The following is a 17,882-nucleotide window of genomic DNA, read 5'->3' as shown; positions in this document are numbered from 1 at the left end:
AATGCTGTATCTTTATGTCGTAAAAGCTTTTTTTTGACCGAAAATGCGATCGCTTGTTGCGCAATAGCACGGGGGGAAAGCCTTAAAATAACCGCAGTGGTGCGGCTATTAATATAGCTTTTAAGGCTATAAAAAAGAGTGTTTACACCTCATTATTATAATAGCCATAAGGTTTGCCACAACTTGTGAATAATATGTGTATTTACTGTTATGTTTTAACTGCTTATTTATCCCCGATCCGTAACTGCTTTTTTTAGCTTTACTGTACGGCTTTTGCCGTAAAGGACGTCTGCGGACGGCGCGCAGTTGTTAAAGTTGTAATACACACAAATATGTAATTTGAATCATTTAGTTACAAATTGATGGCGTTTATCTGTTCGATTCTTGCCGGAAATCAAGAAAGTTCATCTTGAATGGTGGGCTGTGGTGTGATGTTAGTGTCCATGATATAACCGTAAAAAAGTGTCAGGAGCGGGAGTCAGATGGAAACCTTTTTGATGTTGTTACCGGTGTATATGGCCTACCTGCTGGGTACGGCAAGTCCGGGTCCGAGTAATATGGCGATCATGGCTGTGGCGATGAGCCAGGGACGTCGCCCGGCACTGATGCTGGCCTTTGGCGTCATTACCGGTTCGCTGTGCTGGGCACTGCTGGTGGCTACCGGGCTGTCTGCACTGCTTCAGGCCTGGGCACAGGCGATTGTGGTGATCAAAGTAGCCGGCGGTATTTATCTGCTGTGGATGGCGTGGAAAGCCGCCCGTAGCGCGGCGCGCCGGGGAGAGGTCGCAGCGGTACAGCGGGCGTCATCGGGTTCAGCCCTGTCGCTCTATCGCCGTGGTCTGTTGCTGCATCTGGGTAATCCCAAGGCTATTCTGGTGTGGACGGCAATCATGTCACTCGGTATCCGACCCGATGCAGCCCCCGGCGTGCTGCTGCTGATTGTCGGCGGTTGTGCGCTACTGGGGATCCTGGTTTTTAGCAGCTACGCGCTGCTGTTCTCCACCGCGGCGATGAGCCGGGGTTATCGCCGGTGCCGCCGGGCAATTGAGGGCATTTTTGCTGCGTTCTTTACCTTCGCCGGTCTGAAACTGCTGTTTTCCCGCTAGCTCCGGGCGGGCGACCCTCAGGGTCGCCCGCGCATCAGGCCGCCGGACAGGCGTCCAACTCGTCTTGCGGCATCCCGGCTTCGCGCGCGGCCAGGCAAATCTGCTGCCAGGTGTTGGCATCAACCGGAATACCATGCTGCCGGCGCGCTGCGCGCTGCGCCTCTTCCCACTCACCGGGGATAAGAATCGGGTTGTCGCCCGCCTGCGGTGAGGCTTTTACCCAGTCAATAAAGGCATCTGCTTCCTGCTGTAGTGCCGGGGCATCAAAGGCGGCCGGATCGAGCACCACGGTGGTCATACTGTTAAAAATGGCTTCCGCCGATGTTTGCAGCGACTGCGGGTGCGTGGTTTGTCCGCCGGACAGCGCTCCGCCGAGCACTTCACACATCACCGCCAGCGCATAGCCTTTATGCAGGCCAAACGCCCGCAGTGAACCATAAGGCGCTTCATGCATGACGCCGGGATCGACGGCCGGTTGACCCTGGTGGTCAATCAGATAACCTGGCGCAACCTCCAGCCCTTTATTCCAGGCCACCCGCGTTTTACCAAAGGCGATACCGCTGGTGGCAAAATCGAGCAGCAGCGGCGGTTTTCCCGGACGCGGGAAGACCGCACAAAACGGATTGGTGCCAAAGCGGCGGTCGCTGCCGTTAAACGGGGCCACCATCGGATCGCCCACTACGTTAACAAAGTGGAAAGAGATAAACCCGGCGCGCGCGCACTGTTCAGCCCAGTGGCCGATTCGGCCGATATGGTGCGAACGACGCAGCGCAACGGCACACATTCCCAGATCGCGGGTGCGGTCGATAGCCAGCGTCATCGCTTCTGCGGCCATCACCTGGCCAAAACCCTGACCGCCGTCAACGGTGATCACTGCGCCAGCATCTTTCGCAATCTGTAAACGCTGGTTCAGTTTCAGGTGTCCCTGCGCTCTGGAGATCATATAGCTGGGGATCATCCCGACGCCGTGCGAGTCGTGCCCGGCAAGATTCGCGGCCACCAGATGTTCCGCCACGCGCTGTGCCTCCTGTTCGCTGCTGCCTGCGTATTGCCACAGGCGCTGTACCAGGGTTTGTAAGCGGTGGTGATCGATCCGTAACTCCTTCTGTTTCTGACTCATCTTTTTTCCTTAAAATAATGAAGGTTACTGTTTATTTTTAAACGAATAATTGACGTTTGTCCGTTTAATTTTTACGCAGCAGGGCTTTTTATTATCAGGAAAATTCAGGCAATACTGCATGAGATATTGCTAATTCTGGTGATTGATATCTATACTATTGCATTGATATATATTGACTTTTTTGACTAAAGCCAAATTTTTGCGCTGAAGCAAAATGCTTTTGGGGTAAAACAGCCGTATGGAAAGTGAACACAACGATCCCAGCATTATTCCCTCACTGGATCTGTCTGCCATTCCGCGTGAGATCATGCTGCTGGGGAAACGGCTGGCCGATACCAAATATCAGATTGATATGCTGGGTAAAGTGGGCTGGGGTGAACTGACGGCGAACCTGCACGGTCTGGAAGCCAGCGGCGAATGGAATGGCCCGGATGATGCGCTGACGTTTTTCAGCAAAGTATTCCCGTTTGCCATTTTGCCATCCGAGACCGAGCCGATGGGGGTCTACCAGGTTCCCACCGAACAGGTTATCGGCCGCAGCTGGCGCTGGTGGCCCGATCATCTCAGCGGCAACAGCGAAGAGAAGCTGCGGGAGCATCTGAATGGACCGCATGCGGCTGAAAGCACCTCTTACTATTTTATTTCTGCGCTGGCTGTACTGCTGGCGGTACAGGGGCAGAGCAGGGTTAACTATTGCCGCCAGCGACATATTCCGGCCATCACCGCCCGCGTGACCTATCTGTCCTATCCGCCGGCGGATCGCTTTAAGCTTTACCATGTCACCCATGGTTCGACCCGGCAGAGCTGGGTTGTCCTCAACGACCGCTACCTTCAGGCGCTCCACTGGCCGCGCATTTCACTGCCGGCGCTGGCGACGTATGGCGTCCACAGCGCCAGCTGGCCGCAGACTTTTCCCCCTGTTGCCCGCATATTTGATGAGTTGCATCACCCTCAGCAGGCGGAGGATTTTGTTGCGCCCTGCGTGGATTTACAGGCGCTGAATGAAACGATAGAAGCGGAAAAACGCGAGGCACAGCTGGCAGCGAAACCGGTGAAAATGTCTCTGAGTGATATGGACATCGTCAATATCTGGCCGGTCAGCATGACGCTGATGTTCTTTTTCCTGCTTTCTCTGGTCGCTGCCGGTCTCACGGCGGGGGAGGGATGGTTAGGACTGATTGGTCTGGTGATTTGTGGTATGTCCGGCAGTCTGCTGCTGTTTCTGGCCGCGCCCGTGTTCCTGGTGCGTAAGAGTACGTCAGGACGTGCGCAGGAAGGGGAGGCGGTATATTTACCCGAACCTGCTGATAACAGTCAGCTTCCTCCGGCGGCACAATAAAAAGTGCCCACGCTGAGGTGGGCAAAAAAACTATTCATCTGACTTTGCCATTTATTATATAGCAATTAATGATCGCACTTTTTCCGTAGAAATAATAAGCGTTTATACAGATCGATTCAGGGGGATCGATCGGCTAAATCGATTGATGACGTAAAATGTGAAGCTAACGGTACAATGCGGATTCAATTCAGATTATTTAGCACTAAATCACCCATAACAGGCTTAATGTTGTCTTGAAAATCCGGCTTTAATCATCTCCTCACGCAGGGCACTGGCAATCGCCCGGTTGCCGCCGGTAATCGGGAAAATCACGTTATTGACTACATCGTCCAGATCGTGTTCGTTAAATTCCTGTGACGTCAGCTGCGTGCCGCCTTCATCATTGATCGCAATCGACCCGATAATATGGGTGCCCGCATTTTTGGCTGACAGGCTGTAACGGCCGAGGCTGGTATTTATTGTGCTCATAAGATCTCCTTGTAACCTTTTCAGTGGGAAAGTGGAGCAAGTGAGTCTTTAAAATGACCTGATAAGTTTAGTAACACCCGCCACTTTCCTCCCCGTCTGTAAGGTAAAGATTTGAAAGAGCGTGATCCTGTTCGCATAAATCTTGCCGTGTTTGTCGCCGCATTATGGCCGTTATGACTCTGCCAGCGTGACATCCAGTTCCAGTCTGGCCAGCTCCTGGCGCGCGGGTGCGGGCAGATGCGGATCGGTGATGACAGCATCAAACTGGGTCAGCGGCAGGGCGAGGAAGGTGGCAATTTTATTATATTTTGAACTGTCGGCCAGCAGAACGCGCTTGCGGGTGACCTCACTCACGGCCCGTTTTACCGCAATTTTTTCTTCATCAGGCGTAAAGATCCCACGCATTCCCCAGCAGGAAGCTGAGATAAACGCAATATCCACTGAAAGACCGCGCAGCGCCTGTGCTGCTGCCTCCCCCACGCACGAGCGGTTATCCCGGCACAGCGTTCCCCCGGTATGGATCATCCTGCACTGGCTGGTTTCGATCAGGAAATGAGCAATAACGAAATCATTGGTGATAATCAGCAGGTCGTCACGCGTTCCCAGCTCCCGCGCCAGCGCCAGCGTGGTAGTGCCTGCATCAAGGTAGATGCAGCTGTTACGGGGAATATGGCGGGCGGCCGCAGCACCAATGGCCTGCTTTTCCAGGCTGAACATGCTGGTTTTATCCTGGTGCGTCGGCTCGCTGGACAGACGCTCTGTCGAACGTACCCCTCCTGAGACCATCAGTACGGCACCCTGCTCCTCCAGTTTTTGCAGATCGCGGCGAATGGTCATGTGCGAGACGGCCAGCCGCTCGGTCAGTTCGGCAATGCTCACCACACCACGTTCCTGCACCAGCGCTAAAATTTGTTGATGTCGTTCTACCGGGATCATACTTACTCCTGATGGGTCTGCCGGGATGCTGCGCTGAGTGTAAAGGAGGGCAATGCTCCTCTGCACCACAATTTTTCTCAATTTATCACGTTATAGTGAAGTCAGGTGCCCGATACATTCTGATTATCCTACTTAACATGATGATAAAAGACTGATTTTAGTATCAGAGCGTGTTAATGGCGCTGTGTTAATTCTTGTTAAATCGAAAGTGATTCTGTTAATTATTGTGATACTCATCACCAAAACTGCCGGATAAAACGCCTATACTTCACACATCAAAACAAATAATCACCAAAATTAACACGGAGAGCATATGTCTGACGCAGCATCAATGTCGGTTTGTGTTGTTGGCCTCGGTTCGATGGGCATGGGGGCCGCGCAGTCCTGTATTAAAGCGGGCCTGAAGACCTGGGGTGTGGATCTTAACCCACAGGCGCTACAGACGCTGCGCGACAGCGGCGCTCAGGCGGCAGAAACCTCTGCCCGTGATTTTGCCGACCGGCTTGATGCGGTGCTGCTGCTGGTGGTCAACGCCACGCAGGTGAAGCAGATCCTGTTTGGCGAGAATAGTCTGGCCGCGCTGCTGAAACCGGGGACAGTAGTCATGGTTTCTTCCACCATCTCGTCTCAGGATGCGCAGGACATTGAGCAGCAGCTTGCCGCCTATCAGCTGATCATGCTGGATGCCCCGGTGTCCGGCGGGGCGGCAAAGGCCGCTACCGGCGAGATGACGGTGATGGCTTCCGGCAGCGATCGGGCGTTTACGCGATTACAGCCGGTGCTGGATGCGGTAGCCGGGAAAGTGTATCGCATTGGCAGTGATATCGGCCTCGGCTCTACCGTAAAAATTATCCATCAGTTGCTGGCTGGCGTGCATATTGCGGCAGGCGCAGAAGCCATGGCGCTGGCAGCCCGTGCCGGTATTCCGCTGGATACCATGTACGACGTGGTGACCCATGCGGCGGGCAACTCGTGGATGTTTGAAAACCGGATGCGTCACGTGGTTGACGGTGACTATTCTCCTAAGTCTGCCGTGGATATTTTTGTGAAAGATCTGGGGCTGGTCGCGGATACGGCGAAAGCCTTGCATTTTCCGCTGCCGCTGGCCTCTACGGCCTTCAATATGTTTACCTCTGCCAGCAACGCGGGTTTCGGACGCGAAGATGACAGCGCGGTGATTAAGATTTTCAGCGGCATTACCCTGCCGGAAAAAAAGGAGCAGAAATAATGCGTCTGGGTGTGATTGCTGATGATTTTACCGGGGCAACGGATATTGCCAGTTTCCTGGTGCAGAACGGAATGTCTACCGTGCAGGTCAACGGCGTTCCTGAGCAGCCGCTGGCCCATACGGCCGATGCCCTTGTGGTCAGCCTGAAATCGCGCTCCTGCGCACCTGAAAAAGCCGTGACGGACTCGTTGCAGGCGCTGCGCTGGTTGCAGGAGCAGGGCTGTGAGCGGTTCTACTTTAAATACTGTTCGACTTTTGACAGTACGCCACGCGGCAATATTGGCCCGGTCACCGATGCCCTGCTGGCGGCGTTGGGGGAAACGCAGACCATTATTTCTCCATCGCTGCCGGTCAACGGGCGAACGGTCTATAAGGGGCATCTGTTTGTGATGGATCAGCTGCTGTCGGATTCCGGGATGCGTCACCATCCGGTCACGCCCATGACCGACAGTAATCTGCTGCGTCTGATCGAAGCCCAGGGCAGCGGCAAAGCGGGATTAATTGACAGCCAGACGCTCGATCGCGGTGCGGCAGCGGTGCAGCAGGCACTGGAGGCGCTGGCGCATGAAGGGGTGCGCTATGCGGTACTGGATGCGCTGACTGAACAGCATCTGCTGACCCAGGGGGAAGCCCTGAAGGACAGGCGCCTGGTGACCGGCGGTTCAGGGCTGGCTATCGGGCTGGCGCGGCAGTGGGCCACGGAAGGTTATGATGCGACGCACGCCCAGGCCGCAGGTAATCCGCAGGGCGCGCGTGCTGTGGTGCTGTCGGGCTCCTGTTCCAGCATGACCAATCGCCAGGTGGCACGCTATCGTCAGCAGGCGGCAGCCTGCGCTGTCGACGTGGAACGGGCGCTGCATGACCGCGACGGCTACGCCAGTGAACTCAGTGACTGGGTGGCACAGCATGAGACCGCTCCCCTGGCACCGCTGGTGTACGCCACCTCCGAACCGGAAGCCTTACAGCGTATTCAGCAGCAGTACGGCGCAGAGCGCAGCAGTGAGGCGGTAGAGCAGTTGTTCTCCGCGCTGGTGCGCAACCTGCAGCAGCGCGGCTGGCAGCGCTTTATTGTCGCGGGAGGCGAAACCTCCGGAGTGGTCGCACAGACGCTGGGTATCGATGCTTTTCATATCGGCCCGACTATCTCTCCTGGCGTCCCCTGGGTACGGGCCGTCAGCCAGCCGGTCTCGCTGGCGCTGAAATCCGGGAATTTCGGCGATGAAAACTTTTTTGCCCGCGCACAAAGGGAGTTTGCAGTATGACTGAACAACAGGCTCGCGAAGAGATGGTCCGTCTGGGCGCCTCGTTTTTCCAGCGCGGCTATGCCACCGGATCGGCGGGGAATCTGTCCATGCGCCTGGAGGATGGATCGCTGCTGGCAACGCCAACCGGCTCCTGCCTGGGAGAACTTAAGGCCGACAGGCTGTCGAAAGTGACCCCGGAAGGTGAGTGGATCGGGGGAGATAAACCCTCGAAAGAGATCAGCTTCCACCGTGCTATCTATCTGAATAATCCGGCGTGCGGTGCGATTGTTCATCTGCACTGCCTCTACCTGACGGCGCTCTCCTGCCTGCAGGATCTGGACAGTAAAAACTGTATTCGTCCGTTTACGCCGTATGTGGTCATGCGCGTTGGGGATGTGCCGGTGGTGCCGTATTACCGCCCCGGCGACCCGCGTCTGGGGGAGGACCTGGCCCGACTGGCACCGCATTACAAAGCGTTTTTGCTGGCGAATCATGGCCCGGTCGTGGTGGGAAAAACCCTGCGTGAAGCCGCCGACAACACTGAAGAACTGGAAGAGACAGCCCGACTGATCTTTACGCTGGGTGACCGCCCAATCCGTTATCTCAACGATGACGAAGTGGCTGAATTACGGAGCTGAATATGCCTAAATTTGCTGCCAATCTTTCCACACTGTTTACTGAACTGCCATTTTTGTCGCGTTTTGATGCGGCGGCAGAAGCCGGTTTTCACGGAGTGGAGTTTCTGTTTCCCTACGACCATGAGGCCGGGGCGATCAGGCAGGCCTTAGTCCGCAATCATCTGGAGCTGGTGTTATTTAACACGGCTCCGGGCAATACCGCGGCAGGTGAGTGGGGCGTTGCGGCTATCCCGGGCCGTGAAGCCGATGCTCGTGAGGATATTGACCGCGCCCTGGGGTATGCGCTGGCGCTCAACTGCCGTCAGGTGCATATCATGGCGGCGGTCGTCCCGGATGGTGCCGATCGTGAGGCTTACTGTCGCACCTTTATTGATAACGTACGCTATGCCGCCGCAAAGTTTGCTCCGCACGGGGTGCGTATTCTGCTTGAAGCGCTGAATCCGGTAACGAAGCCCCGTTACCTCTACGCCAGTCAGTATCAGGTGCTGGAGATGCTGAAACGTATCGACCGGCCGGGGGTGTTCAGTCAGCTCGATCTTTTCCATGCCCAGCGGGTGGATGGCAACTTAAGCCATCTGATTGCTGACTATGTCGGGCAGTACCAGCATATCCAGATTGCTTCTGCGCCGGATCGCCACGAGCCGGATGAAGGGGAGATCAACTATCCGTGGCTGTTCGATCTGCTGGATCGCAGCGGTTATACCGGCTGGATCGGCTGCGAATATTTCCCCCGCACCACCACGCTGGAAGGACTGGGCTGGTTTAACGCTTACAAATAACGGCGTTGTTTTTACTGACGCTGCGTGTTCTGCACGCAGCGCTGGCTTTTTGCTGCCTGAATCAGGCGGCGGGCCGGGGAAAGAGAGAAAAGAACGGTGCTGCAGAGCACTGCATATAACTAAAATCCTGTGAGGCTGAAAAGATGTCTACTGCCCTGTTACTCACTATTGCTGTCGCCAGCGTGCTGATACTGCTGTTACTGGTCATCAAAGCCAGGGTTCATCCGTTTGTCGCGCTGATTGTCGTCAGCCTGCTGGTGGCGATATCGACCGGTATTCCGGCCGATAACATCATGAAAGTCATTGTTTCCGGAATGGGGGGGCTGCTGGGATCAATCACCATCATTATTGTGCTGGGGGCAATGCTCGGAGCAATTATTGAATCGTCCGGCGGGGCAGAGTCCCTGGCGCAGCGTTTCACCCATACCCTGGGCGTGAAGCGGACCGTCGCAGCGCTGACGATGGCCGCGTTTATTCTGGGCATTCCGGTCTTCTTTGAAGTGGGCTTTATCATCGTGATCCCGCTGATTTACGGTTTCACCAAAGTGGCGCGCGTATCGCCGCTTAAGTACGGCCTGCCCATGGCCGGGGTGATGTTAACCGTTCATGTGGCGTTGCCGACGCATCCCGGAGCGGCGGCGGCGGCCGGGCTGTTAGGCGCCGATATGGGCTGGCTGATGCTGCTGGGGATCGGTGTGTCGGTTCCGGTTGGAGTGGTGGGGTACTTTGTCGCAAAGGGCATGAACCGGCGTCAGTATCATCTCTCACTTGATGTGCTGGAGCAGCTTCAGCTGGCAAAGCCGGAGAGCAGCCCGCGCCAGAACCAGGAGCAACCGCCGGGAGCCTGGCTGATCTCCTCGCTAATTGTCGTGCCCATTGTGCTGATCGTGGTGGGTACGCTGGCGCACAGCGTATTAGCGGAAGGCAGTACACTGCGGCAGTGCCTTACCCTGATAGGGACACCGGCCATTGCATTGCTGATTGCCCTTGCCCTCTCTGCCTGGCTGTTAGGCCTGCGCCGTGGCTGGAGTAAAGATAAACTGAGTGAGCTTCTCGATCGGGCGATTCCCGGTTCAGCAGGGGTGATTCTGGTAGCCGGGGCAGGGGGAGCCTTTGGTAAGGTGCTGGTCGAATCCGGCGTAGGCAATGCGCTGGCGCTGTCGCTGGAGACCATCCACCTGCCGCTGATCCCCGCGGCGTTCATCCTTTCTCTGGCACTGCGCGCTTCGCAGGGGTCTGCTACCGTGGCTATCTTAACCACCAGCGGACTGCTGACCCAGGCGGTAACTGGACTGAGTGATATGCAACTGGTGCTGGTGACGCTTTCGGCCTGCTTCGGTGGGCTGGGGCTGTCCCACGTCAATGATGCCGGTTTCTGGGTTGTGACGCGCTACCTTGGCCTGTCGGTGGCGGATGGCCTGAAAACCTGGACGGTACTGACGACGGCGATGGGGCTGACGGGGTTTGTGCTGGTCTGGCTGCTGTCTCTGATGATCTAGTCACGACGCCAGACGCGAAACTGAAATCTTCTTCTATACTTAAGTCACTACGTGGTAGTGACTTTTTTATTGAGAAGAGGGCAAGGAATGAAAATTATTCTCTGGATTATTGCGATCATTTTCATCGTCGGCCTGCTGACGATTACGGGCGTATTTAAGCTCATTTTCTGATCGAAGGCAGACAGGGTGTGACTGCACTGTTTCAAAACACGGGGTCAGCGACAGGCTGGCCCCGTTCTTTTTGCCTGGCGATCGTCTCCGGCCAGCCTTGAGGACCCTTTCTCAGCCGATCGGTCGCAGGTATCATGCGCATTCAGGCGCTTGTGGCAAACGGCGCAGACGGCACCGTGCTGTTCTTCGTTATTACCCACAGATGTCGTAAATTTGAATTTGGTACTTCCGCATCTGCCACACCTTAGCATTTTCATCGCCTCTACTCTTCCTGAGCTGCATTGGATGAGAATTATCTTATCAAAAAATCCACAGAGATCTATAAATAATATTTATTAATCAAACCAGGGTGTTATTATATTTAACTGCTTGATTTATATTGTTTTTATTTATTAATACTGCTTTTGGTTAAGGCTGATCGGGATTGGAAACATCATTTTTTAAGTATTGTGATGATATTCATCAAGTTAACGTTTTCATCATCGATAATTCAATTCTGAAAGGTCAAATTAATCGCGCTTTTTGGAAGGTAGGTTCCTGATATTGGCGAATTTCCCTAATGTTATATTTCCGTAGGGCAATTATATTTTTTTATATCCTTATGTTATATAATATAAAAAAATAGAAAGCCCTGTTCACCTGTCAGACAGGCATCACTGATTAATGGGACGTTTAACTGTCTTATATATAATGATTAATCGAAGAAGTAATACTTTTTGTCAGTAATTCTGACAAACGACGCGGATGTTGCAGGTCGCTATCATCCAGGGAGCAGTGAAACATCGTGAATAAAAAAACAGCCTTAATTCTGTCGACATTGCTCGGTGGAATGACTTTGGGTCAAGCCCAGTCGGCAACGCTAATGAATGGCGTTGCCAGCACCTGGCATACCTTCAGTAATAATGTCAGCCAGACGTGGAACGAACCTCAAACGGTGGATCTCTATGTTCCCGCCATTACCTGGCATAACCGCTGGACCTATGACAAAGAGAAGACCGACCGCTACAATGAACGCCCCTGGGGCGCGGGCGGGGGCGTCTCTCGCTATGACGATAAGGGCAACTGGAACGGCATCTACCTGATGGCGTTTAAAGACTCCTACAACAAGTGGGAACCGATCGGCGGTTATGGCTGGGAAAAGACCTGGCGGCCGGTTAGTAATGCGGATTTTCGTCTGGGTTTAGGTTATACCGCTGGGGTAACAATGCGTGATAACTGGAACTATATTCCCATTCCGCTAGTCTTGCCTCTGGCATCTGTAGGCTATGGTCCGGCAACTTTTCAGATGACTTACATTCCAGGAACTTACAATAACGGCAACGTATATTTCGCCTGGTTACGCTGGCAGTTTTAACTGCCAGTAAGGGGGGGATAAAAATGACCTATGGTAAAAAAAGCGATATTTATCACTTTTTCGTCGTCGGCTACTGGACAAAAGCCGTGGCAATTGCTGTACTAACCCCCGACACAGTTTAGTGTCCATTTTTCATGTAAAGGTAATATAGATGTCTAAGATCAAAGGTAGCGTTAAGTGGTTTAATGAGTCCAAGGGATTCGGTTTCATTACTCCTGAAGATGGTAGCAAAGATGTGTTCGTTCACTTCTCTGCCATCCAGAGCAATGGTTTCAAAACTCTGGCTGAAGGTCAGCGCGTAGAGTTCGAAATCACCAACGGTGCCAAAGGCCCATCTGCTGCTAACGTTGCCGCTATTTAAGTTATCAGACAGAATTTTAAAAACCCGCCTGAAGGCGGGTTTTTTTTTGCTTCTGTTGCGCCAGAATTTTACGGCGTAAAATATTCTGCCAGCCAGAAGAGGGTCGCCGCGCCCGTGAGCAGGACGGCGACATATTCATTTCGGGTGCGGGGAAGGAGGTGCATGGCTATCATCTCTGCGGGTAGGATTCTCTTCAGTGTGCCGCAGCAGTATTAAGGAAACATTAAATTGTGCCGGGCGGATGAAAAATCGCCTCTTTTTTACACCAGTCAGCTTTTGTAACATGAGCCTGTGATCTGGCTCCTTGCCTGTACTGCCCTGTGGACGCTATAACTTCAGACAGGAAACTTCACCTGTTAACCCCTGCTGCTGGCATATTGCGGAGAATGACCCATGAATATTCGTCTGGCCGAATCGAAAGATGCCTTTGCCCTCAGCGCACTGTTAGCCGAGCTGGGGTACGCCGATACGGCACCGTTTATTGAGCGTCGCCTCGCCCAGCTGATGATTGATGAGACTGAACGCCTGCTGATTGCTGAACACGGTAATACGGTGCTGGGCTTTCTGTCGCTGCATTTTATCCCTCAGCTGGCCCTGGCCGGGGATTTTGCCCGTATCAGCTATTTCTGTATTGCGGAGGGGGAACGCAGTAAAGGTGCCGGCCAGCAGTTGCTGCAGCATGCTGAACAGCTGGCCCGCCAGCGTGCCTGCGACCGGATGGAAGTGCACTGTCACCAGCGCCGCGAAAAAGCGAATGCGTTCTACGCGCGTGAAGGCTACGATGAATCACCGCGTTACCACATCAAAGAGCTGAACTGAATGATGAAAGTGGCTTTGGGGCAGTTTGCCGTCAGTCGTGAATGGCAGGATAATGCCCGGACCTGCGTTGGACTGATGCAGCAGGCAGAGCAGCAGGGTGCGCGGCTGCTGGTGCTGCCGGAGGCCGTGCTGGCAAGAGACATCACCGATCCCGATCTGGCGGTGAAGTCTGCTCAGGCACTGGATGGCCCCTTTCTCAGCCAGCTGCTGGCTGCCAGCGGCAAGAATACCCTGACCACCGTGCTGACTCTGCACGTGCCGGATGAGGGCGGACGGGTACGCAACGTGCTGGTCGCGATGCGTGGTGGCACCCTCCTTGCCCGCTATGACAAACTCCACCTCTACGATGCTTTTGCGGTCCAGGAGTCACGTAATGTAAGCCCTGGCGACAGCATCCCCCCGCTGATCGATGTGGATGGCCTGAAGGTCGGGCTGATGACCTGCTATGACATCCGTTTTCCTGAACTGGCACGTCGTCTGGTGCTGGACGGGGCCGATCTGCTGGTGTTACCGGCGGCATGGGTGCGTGGGCCGATGAAAGAGAAGCACTGGGAGGTGCTGATCACGGCGCGGGCGCTGGAAAATACCTGCTACGTGCTGGCTACCGGGGAGTGCGGGCCGCGCAATATTGGTCACAGCATGGTGGTAGACCCGCTCGGTGTCGCCATTGCCCAGGCGGCTGAGGGGCCGGCGCTGGTGCTTGCCGACGTTGACCCCGAACGTATTGCTGATGTTCGCCGTGCTCTTCCGGTGCTGGTTAACCGTCGTTTCGGGCGTCCTGAACTCTCCTGAACACCTTTTGTTACAGCTTGCGGTTGAATTGCCCTGCGAAGCGCGCGTTAATACTTCCCGGTGTGCTCGCGTAATCACGAGTATCGGTGGTCAGGTTAATTAAAGAAGGTAAGTATGGAAGGTATCAGTCTCGCCAAATTGCTGATCGTTGGCGCATTAATCGTCCTGTTATTCGGAACCAAAAAGCTGCGCACTCTGGGTGGGGACTTAGGTTCAGCCATCAAGGGGTTCAAAAAGGCGATGAATGATGACGACACTTCCGCCGCGCAAAAAATGGCGACAGAAGAAAAACCCGCCGGGCAGGTTACTCATAAAGAATGAGGCTGACCGCATAAAAAAACGGATGACGCTGTCATCCGTTTTTTTTGGGCCGGGGCTGACCGGCGGCGTATCACGATCTGTCAGATCGCAGAAGCTCTTTTATTTAACCTCTAACCCCTTCGCCTGCATATCGGCATGATAAGAGGAGCGCACAAACGGGCCACAGGCTGCATGAGTGAAGCCCATGTCCATTGCGGCCTCTTTCATTTCATCGAACTCAGCCGGGCTGACATAACGCTGTACCGGAAGATGGTGACGGCTTGGCGAGAGATACTGCCCCAGCGTCAGCATGGTGACACCGTGACGGCGCAGATCGCGCATGACTTCCACGATCTCCGCGTTGGTTTCGCCCAGGCCGACCATCAGGCCCGACTTGGTCGGGATGTCCGGGTGTGCTTCTTTAAAACGCTCCAGCAGCTTCAGTGACCAGTCATAGTTCGCGCCAGGACGGACCTGACGATACACGCGCGGCACGTTTTCCAGGTTGTGGTTAAACACATCCGGTGGTGTATCAATCAGGATTTCAAGGGCGCGATCCATACGACCGCGGAAGTCAGGGACCAGCGTTTCGATTTTAATCGCCGGGCTTTTCTCGCGGATCGCGCGGATACAGTCGGCAAAATGCTGTGCCCCCCCGTCGCGCAGATCGTCTCGGTCCACGGAGGTGATCACCACGTAGCGCAGCGCCATATCAGCAATAGTCTGTGCCAGCTTACCGGGTTCGTTCGCATCCGGGGTCATAGGACGACCGTGGGCCACATCGCAGAACGGGCAGCGACGCGTGCAGATGGCACCCAAAATCATAAAGGTTGCCGTACCGTGGTTGAAGCATTCAGCAAGGTTAGGGCAGGAGGCCTCTTCGCAAACGGAGTGCAGACCATTTTTACGCATAGCAGCTTTGATGCCCTGGATGCGGCTGGAATCAGCGGGAAGCTTAATACGCATCCACTCCGGCTTACGTAAAATCTCCGTGCGCTCGGTGACCACGGTTTTCACCGGGATCAGTGCCATTTTGTCTGCGTCGCGGTATTTAACACCGCGTTCCATCACGATCGGTTTACTCATATTCTTGCAGGTTCCAGGTTGGATTGCGGCAATCTGTAGGGTGCTAAAACAGCCGCGAACACTCAATGAGTTGGTGATTTTCAACTTTATTTGAAAAAGCGCAAAAAATTATATCACCTCCTTGCAACAGATTCAGCCTGCCTGAGCGAGAAAGCGTTACAGAATTGTAAATCAACATACCCCCGCCCTTATCTTAACGGCAGTTGGGTGTTTTCGCTCCAGGAAACGTCAGTTATTGCCAGCTGACTGGCAAAATTGGCAATCAGCAGGGGGCGCACATCGTCGGGGGTCACCCTGGGGGTAAGGGCCGACAGCTGCGTCATCTCCATCCCGGCATAACCGCAGGGATTAATACGCAGAAAGGGCGTTAAATCCATGTCGACATTCAGGGCCAGCCCGTGAAACGAGCAGCCGTGCCGGATACGTAACCCGAGCGAGCAGATTTTTTTATCGTCTACGTAGACGCCCGGCGCATCAGCCCGCGCGCTGGCGCTGACGGAAAAGCGAGCCAGAGTCGCGATCACGGTCTGTTCCAGAGCGGTAACCAGCTGACGCACACCGACCTTACGACGCTTCAGATTGATCATCACATACATCACCTGCTGACCGGGTCCGTGGTAGGTCACCTGACCACCGCGATCGCTCTGCATCACCGGAATATCGCCGGGCATCAGCAGATGTTCGCTTTTACCCGCCTGGCCCTGAGTAAAGACCGGCAGGTGTTCCACCAGCCAGATTTCGTCCGGCGTTTCATCATGACGCTGGTCGGTAAACTGGTGCATGGCGAGAGAGACAGGGGCCCAGGGCTGGATGCCAAGCTGGCGTACAATCAGGGTATGTTGAGACAAAACGGAGGATCCGGTTGGCTGAAGAGGGGAGCAGTATAACGTCGGTACAGGGCAAGAACCAGCCTGCCCCGCCCGACGTCAGGGTTACAGTACCATGCGGACAATTTCAATCTTGCCCAGCTCATCGTACAGGGTCTCTACCTGCTCGATGTGGGTTGCCGTAATGGTAATCGACACGGAGTGATAGTTGCCTTTACTGCTGGGCTTGACGTCCGGAGAGTAATCGCCTGGCGCATGGCGCTGTACGACTTCAACCACTTGATCGACCAGCTCCGGCTGTGCCAGACCCATCACTTTATAGGTAAAAGAGGTGGGGAATTCGAGCAGTTCTTTAAGATTGGTTTTCATAGGGACTCCGGTGACACAAACAAGTACTCCTGCCGCAGCAGGAGTTCACAGATACTAACAATATGGGGATATTTCAGGGATATTTCAAGTAGGGCCGATCTGGTGATCGGCCCTTCAGGCGGGTAGCGGTTCACGCGTCATACCGAGGGTGAACGGCGCTAAAAAACGGGGTGATCAACCAAACCAGTGGTGGAACATCAGTTTGATATAATCCACGATGCGACCAAAGAAACCGCCTTCCGGCATTGCGTTCAGCACCACCAGCGGGTGCTGCTCAATGGTTTTTCCATCCAGCTGGAAGTTAATGCTGCCCACTACCTGGTTTTTCTGCAGCGGAGCGTGCAGTTCGGTGTTGGTCAGGGTGTAGCTGGCTTTCAGATCTTTCATCCGGCCGCGCGGAATGGTCAGGAAGACATCTTTCTCAACGCCCAGCTGTACGCGGTCACTGTTACCGAACCAGACCGGCTCAGAGGCGAATTCTTTACCCGCCTTCAGGGGGGCAACAGTTTCAAAGAAGCGGAAGCCCCACGTCAGCAGTTTCTTACTTTCGGTTTCACGACCTTTGTAGGTGCGACCGCCCATTACCGCAGAGATCAGACGCATCTGGCCTTCGGTGGCTGAGGCGACCAGGTTATAACCGGCGGCTTCCGTGTGCCCGGTTTTGATGCCGTCGACATTCAGGCTGGTATCCCACAGCAGACCATTACGGTTCATCTGGCGGATATTATTGAAGGTAAACTCTTTTTCGTGGTAAACCGCATATTCGTCCGGTACGTCACGGATCAGCGCCCGGCCAATCAGCGCCATATCGCGCGGTGAGCTGTACTGACCTTCGGCATCCAGACCGTGGACCGTCTGGAAATGGGTGTTTTGCAGACCAAGCGCTTTTACGTAGTTATTCATCAGGCCCACGAACGCGTCCTGGCTGCCGGCGACATAATCAGCCATGGCTACGCAGGCATCGTTACCTGATTGCAGGACGATGCCGCGTGTCAGCTGTGACACTGGTACGCGGTCGCCGGGTTTCAGGAACATCAGCGATGAGCCCTTGAATACCGGATTACCGGTTGCCCAGGCGTCTTTCCCGACGGTGACGATATCATCCTGATGGATTTTACCGGCTTTAACCGCCTGGCCGATGACATAGCTGGTCATCATTTTCGTCAGGCTCGCCGGGTCACGGCGTGCATCGGCGTTTTTCTCAGCCAGCACCTTCCCTGAGTTGTAGTCGATCAGAACGTAGGCTTCAGCATCAATCTCCGGCACGCCGGGGATCATGGTTTTGATGTTCAGGTCGTCAGCATAGGCGACAACGTTGAGGCTGAGGGCGATAAGCGTGCCTGTGGTCAGGCGTTTGAGCAGTCGGGATGGCTTGAGAGTGTTCATGTAAGGACGACAACATCCATGGGCTAGGTTAAAAAAGTGACTCACTATAGCAAAATCATC

The 17,882-nt window shown here is 54.5% G+C and carries 20 protein-coding genes; 13 read left to right on the top strand and 7 right to left on the bottom strand.

All coding sequences use genetic code 11. The features are described 5' to 3' along the window. Positions 1-482 precede the first annotated feature (482 nt). Positions 483-1,106: a LysE family translocator gene (locus ACZ3HG_RS13315; protein WP_191933521.1), complete on the top strand. Its 624-nt coding sequence runs from the start codon at positions 483-485 to the stop codon at positions 1,104-1,106. Positions 1,107-1,140: 34 nt separating this feature from the next. On the opposite strand, the gene ACZ3HG_RS13310 is transcribed toward ACZ3HG_RS13315, so the two are convergent. Beyond that, positions 1,141-2,226 carry a malate/lactate/ureidoglycolate dehydrogenase gene (locus tag ACZ3HG_RS13310; protein ID WP_465333004.1) on the bottom strand — a complete coding sequence of 362 codons (1,086 nt, stop codon included), beginning with the start codon at positions 2,224-2,226 and terminating at the stop codon, positions 1,141-1,143. A gap of 238 nt (positions 2,227-2,464) precedes the next feature. Between ACZ3HG_RS13310 and ACZ3HG_RS13305 the strand changes: the two genes are divergently transcribed. Beyond that, positions 2,465-3,565, top strand: coding sequence for a hypothetical protein (locus ACZ3HG_RS13305; protein ID WP_244633655.1), 1,101 nt, complete (start codon positions 2,465-2,467; stop codon positions 3,563-3,565). Positions 3,566-3,787: 222 nt separating this feature from the next. On the opposite strand, the gene ACZ3HG_RS13300 is transcribed toward ACZ3HG_RS13305, so the two are convergent. Together ACZ3HG_RS13300 and ygbI are read right to left on the bottom strand one after the other, a co-directional pair. Beyond that, positions 3,788-4,033, bottom strand: coding sequence for a hypothetical protein (locus tag ACZ3HG_RS13300; protein WP_191933519.1), 246 nt, complete (start codon positions 4,031-4,033; stop codon positions 3,788-3,790). Between the two features lie 171 nt (positions 4,034-4,204). Further along, entirely contained in the window at positions 4,205-4,969 is a 765-nt protein-coding gene (ygbI, locus tag ACZ3HG_RS13295) for a DNA-binding transcriptional repressor YgbI (RefSeq protein WP_191933518.1), read from the bottom strand. Between the two features lie 313 nt (positions 4,970-5,282). On the opposite strand from ygbI, the gene ltnD reads away from it, so the two are divergent. The 11 genes from ltnD to tatE all read left to right on the top strand — a co-directional run bounded on the left by ltnD (position 5,283) and on the right by tatE (position 14,175). Then, positions 5,283-6,197 (top strand): L-threonate dehydrogenase, encoded by a 915-nt coding sequence (gene ltnD, locus ACZ3HG_RS13290; RefSeq protein WP_191933517.1) that lies wholly within the window; start codon positions 5,283-5,285, stop codon positions 6,195-6,197. Continuing rightward, on the top strand, positions 6,197-7,459 hold the full coding sequence (gene otnK / locus ACZ3HG_RS13285) for a 3-oxo-tetronate kinase (protein ID WP_191933516.1): 1,263 nt from the start codon (positions 6,197-6,199) through the stop codon (positions 7,457-7,459). The genes ltnD and otnK overlap by 1 nt, the downstream gene beginning before the upstream one ends. Continuing rightward, positions 7,456-8,079 carry a 3-oxo-tetronate 4-phosphate decarboxylase gene (otnC, locus tag ACZ3HG_RS13280; protein WP_191933515.1) on the top strand — a complete coding sequence of 208 codons (624 nt, stop codon included), beginning with the start codon at positions 7,456-7,458 and terminating at the stop codon, positions 8,077-8,079. The genes otnK and otnC overlap by 4 nt, the downstream gene beginning before the upstream one ends. A gap of 2 nt (positions 8,080-8,081) precedes the next feature. Further along, positions 8,082-8,858: an HPr family phosphocarrier protein gene (locus ACZ3HG_RS13275; protein WP_191933514.1), complete on the top strand. Its 777-nt coding sequence runs from the start codon at positions 8,082-8,084 to the stop codon at positions 8,856-8,858. 143 nt (positions 8,859-9,001) lie between these two features. Further along, complete coding sequence (locus tag ACZ3HG_RS13270) at positions 9,002-10,357, top strand: GntP family transporter (RefSeq protein ID WP_191933513.1); 1,356 nt, start codon at positions 9,002-9,004, stop codon at positions 10,355-10,357. Between the two features lie 87 nt (positions 10,358-10,444). Then, entirely contained in the window at positions 10,445-10,528 is an 84-nt protein-coding gene (locus tag ACZ3HG_RS13265; RefSeq protein WP_017346848.1) for a small membrane protein YohP, read from the top strand. 829 nt (positions 10,529-11,357) lie between these two features. Further along, a complete protein-coding gene (pagP, locus tag ACZ3HG_RS13260; RefSeq protein WP_191933512.1) occupies positions 11,358-11,882 on the top strand; it encodes a lipid IV(A) palmitoyltransferase PagP in 525 nt (174 codons plus the stop codon). A gap of 151 nt (positions 11,883-12,033) precedes the next feature. Then, positions 12,034-12,243, top strand: coding sequence for a transcription antiterminator/RNA stability regulator CspE (gene cspE, locus ACZ3HG_RS13255; RefSeq protein ID WP_004156612.1), 210 nt, complete (start codon positions 12,034-12,036; stop codon positions 12,241-12,243). Between the two features lie 393 nt (positions 12,244-12,636). Continuing rightward, positions 12,637-13,062, top strand: coding sequence for a GNAT family N-acetyltransferase (locus ACZ3HG_RS13250; RefSeq protein ID WP_191936384.1), 426 nt, complete (start codon positions 12,637-12,639; stop codon positions 13,060-13,062). 3 nt (positions 13,063-13,065) lie between these two features. Further along, positions 13,066-13,854 carry a deaminated glutathione amidase gene (locus tag ACZ3HG_RS13245; protein WP_191936495.1) on the top strand — a complete coding sequence of 263 codons (789 nt, stop codon included), beginning with the start codon at positions 13,066-13,068 and terminating at the stop codon, positions 13,852-13,854. A 114-nt stretch (positions 13,855-13,968) separates the two neighbouring features. Beyond that, positions 13,969-14,175: a twin-arginine translocase subunit TatE gene (gene tatE / locus ACZ3HG_RS13240; protein WP_191933510.1), complete on the top strand. Its 207-nt coding sequence runs from the start codon at positions 13,969-13,971 to the stop codon at positions 14,173-14,175. Between the two features lie 99 nt (positions 14,176-14,274). Here the strand turns inward: tatE and lipA are convergent, their stop codons facing one another. The 4 genes from lipA to dacA form a co-directional block, all read right to left on the bottom strand. Next, a complete protein-coding gene (gene lipA, locus ACZ3HG_RS13235) occupies positions 14,275-15,240 on the bottom strand; it encodes a lipoyl synthase (RefSeq protein ID WP_191933509.1) in 966 nt (321 codons plus the stop codon). A gap of 188 nt (positions 15,241-15,428) precedes the next feature. Beyond that, positions 15,429-16,088: a lipoyl(octanoyl) transferase LipB gene (gene lipB / locus ACZ3HG_RS13230; RefSeq protein WP_191933508.1), complete on the bottom strand. Its 660-nt coding sequence runs from the start codon at positions 16,086-16,088 to the stop codon at positions 15,429-15,431. A gap of 84 nt (positions 16,089-16,172) precedes the next feature. Then, positions 16,173-16,436: a DUF493 family protein YbeD gene (gene ybeD / locus ACZ3HG_RS13225; RefSeq protein WP_062745316.1), complete on the bottom strand. Its 264-nt coding sequence runs from the start codon at positions 16,434-16,436 to the stop codon at positions 16,173-16,175. Between the two features lie 174 nt (positions 16,437-16,610). Then, positions 16,611-17,822, bottom strand: a complete 1,212-nt coding sequence (gene dacA, locus ACZ3HG_RS13220; RefSeq protein ID WP_191933507.1) for a D-alanyl-D-alanine carboxypeptidase DacA — start codon at positions 17,820-17,822, stop codon at positions 16,611-16,613. Positions 17,823-17,882 lie beyond the last annotated feature (60 nt).

It is taken from the genome of Erwinia sp. PME.40.26/001, from assembly GCF_055556675.1.
Note: the sequence above shows the minus strand (reverse complement) of the source record. Positions and strands in the feature narration are given on the sequence as shown.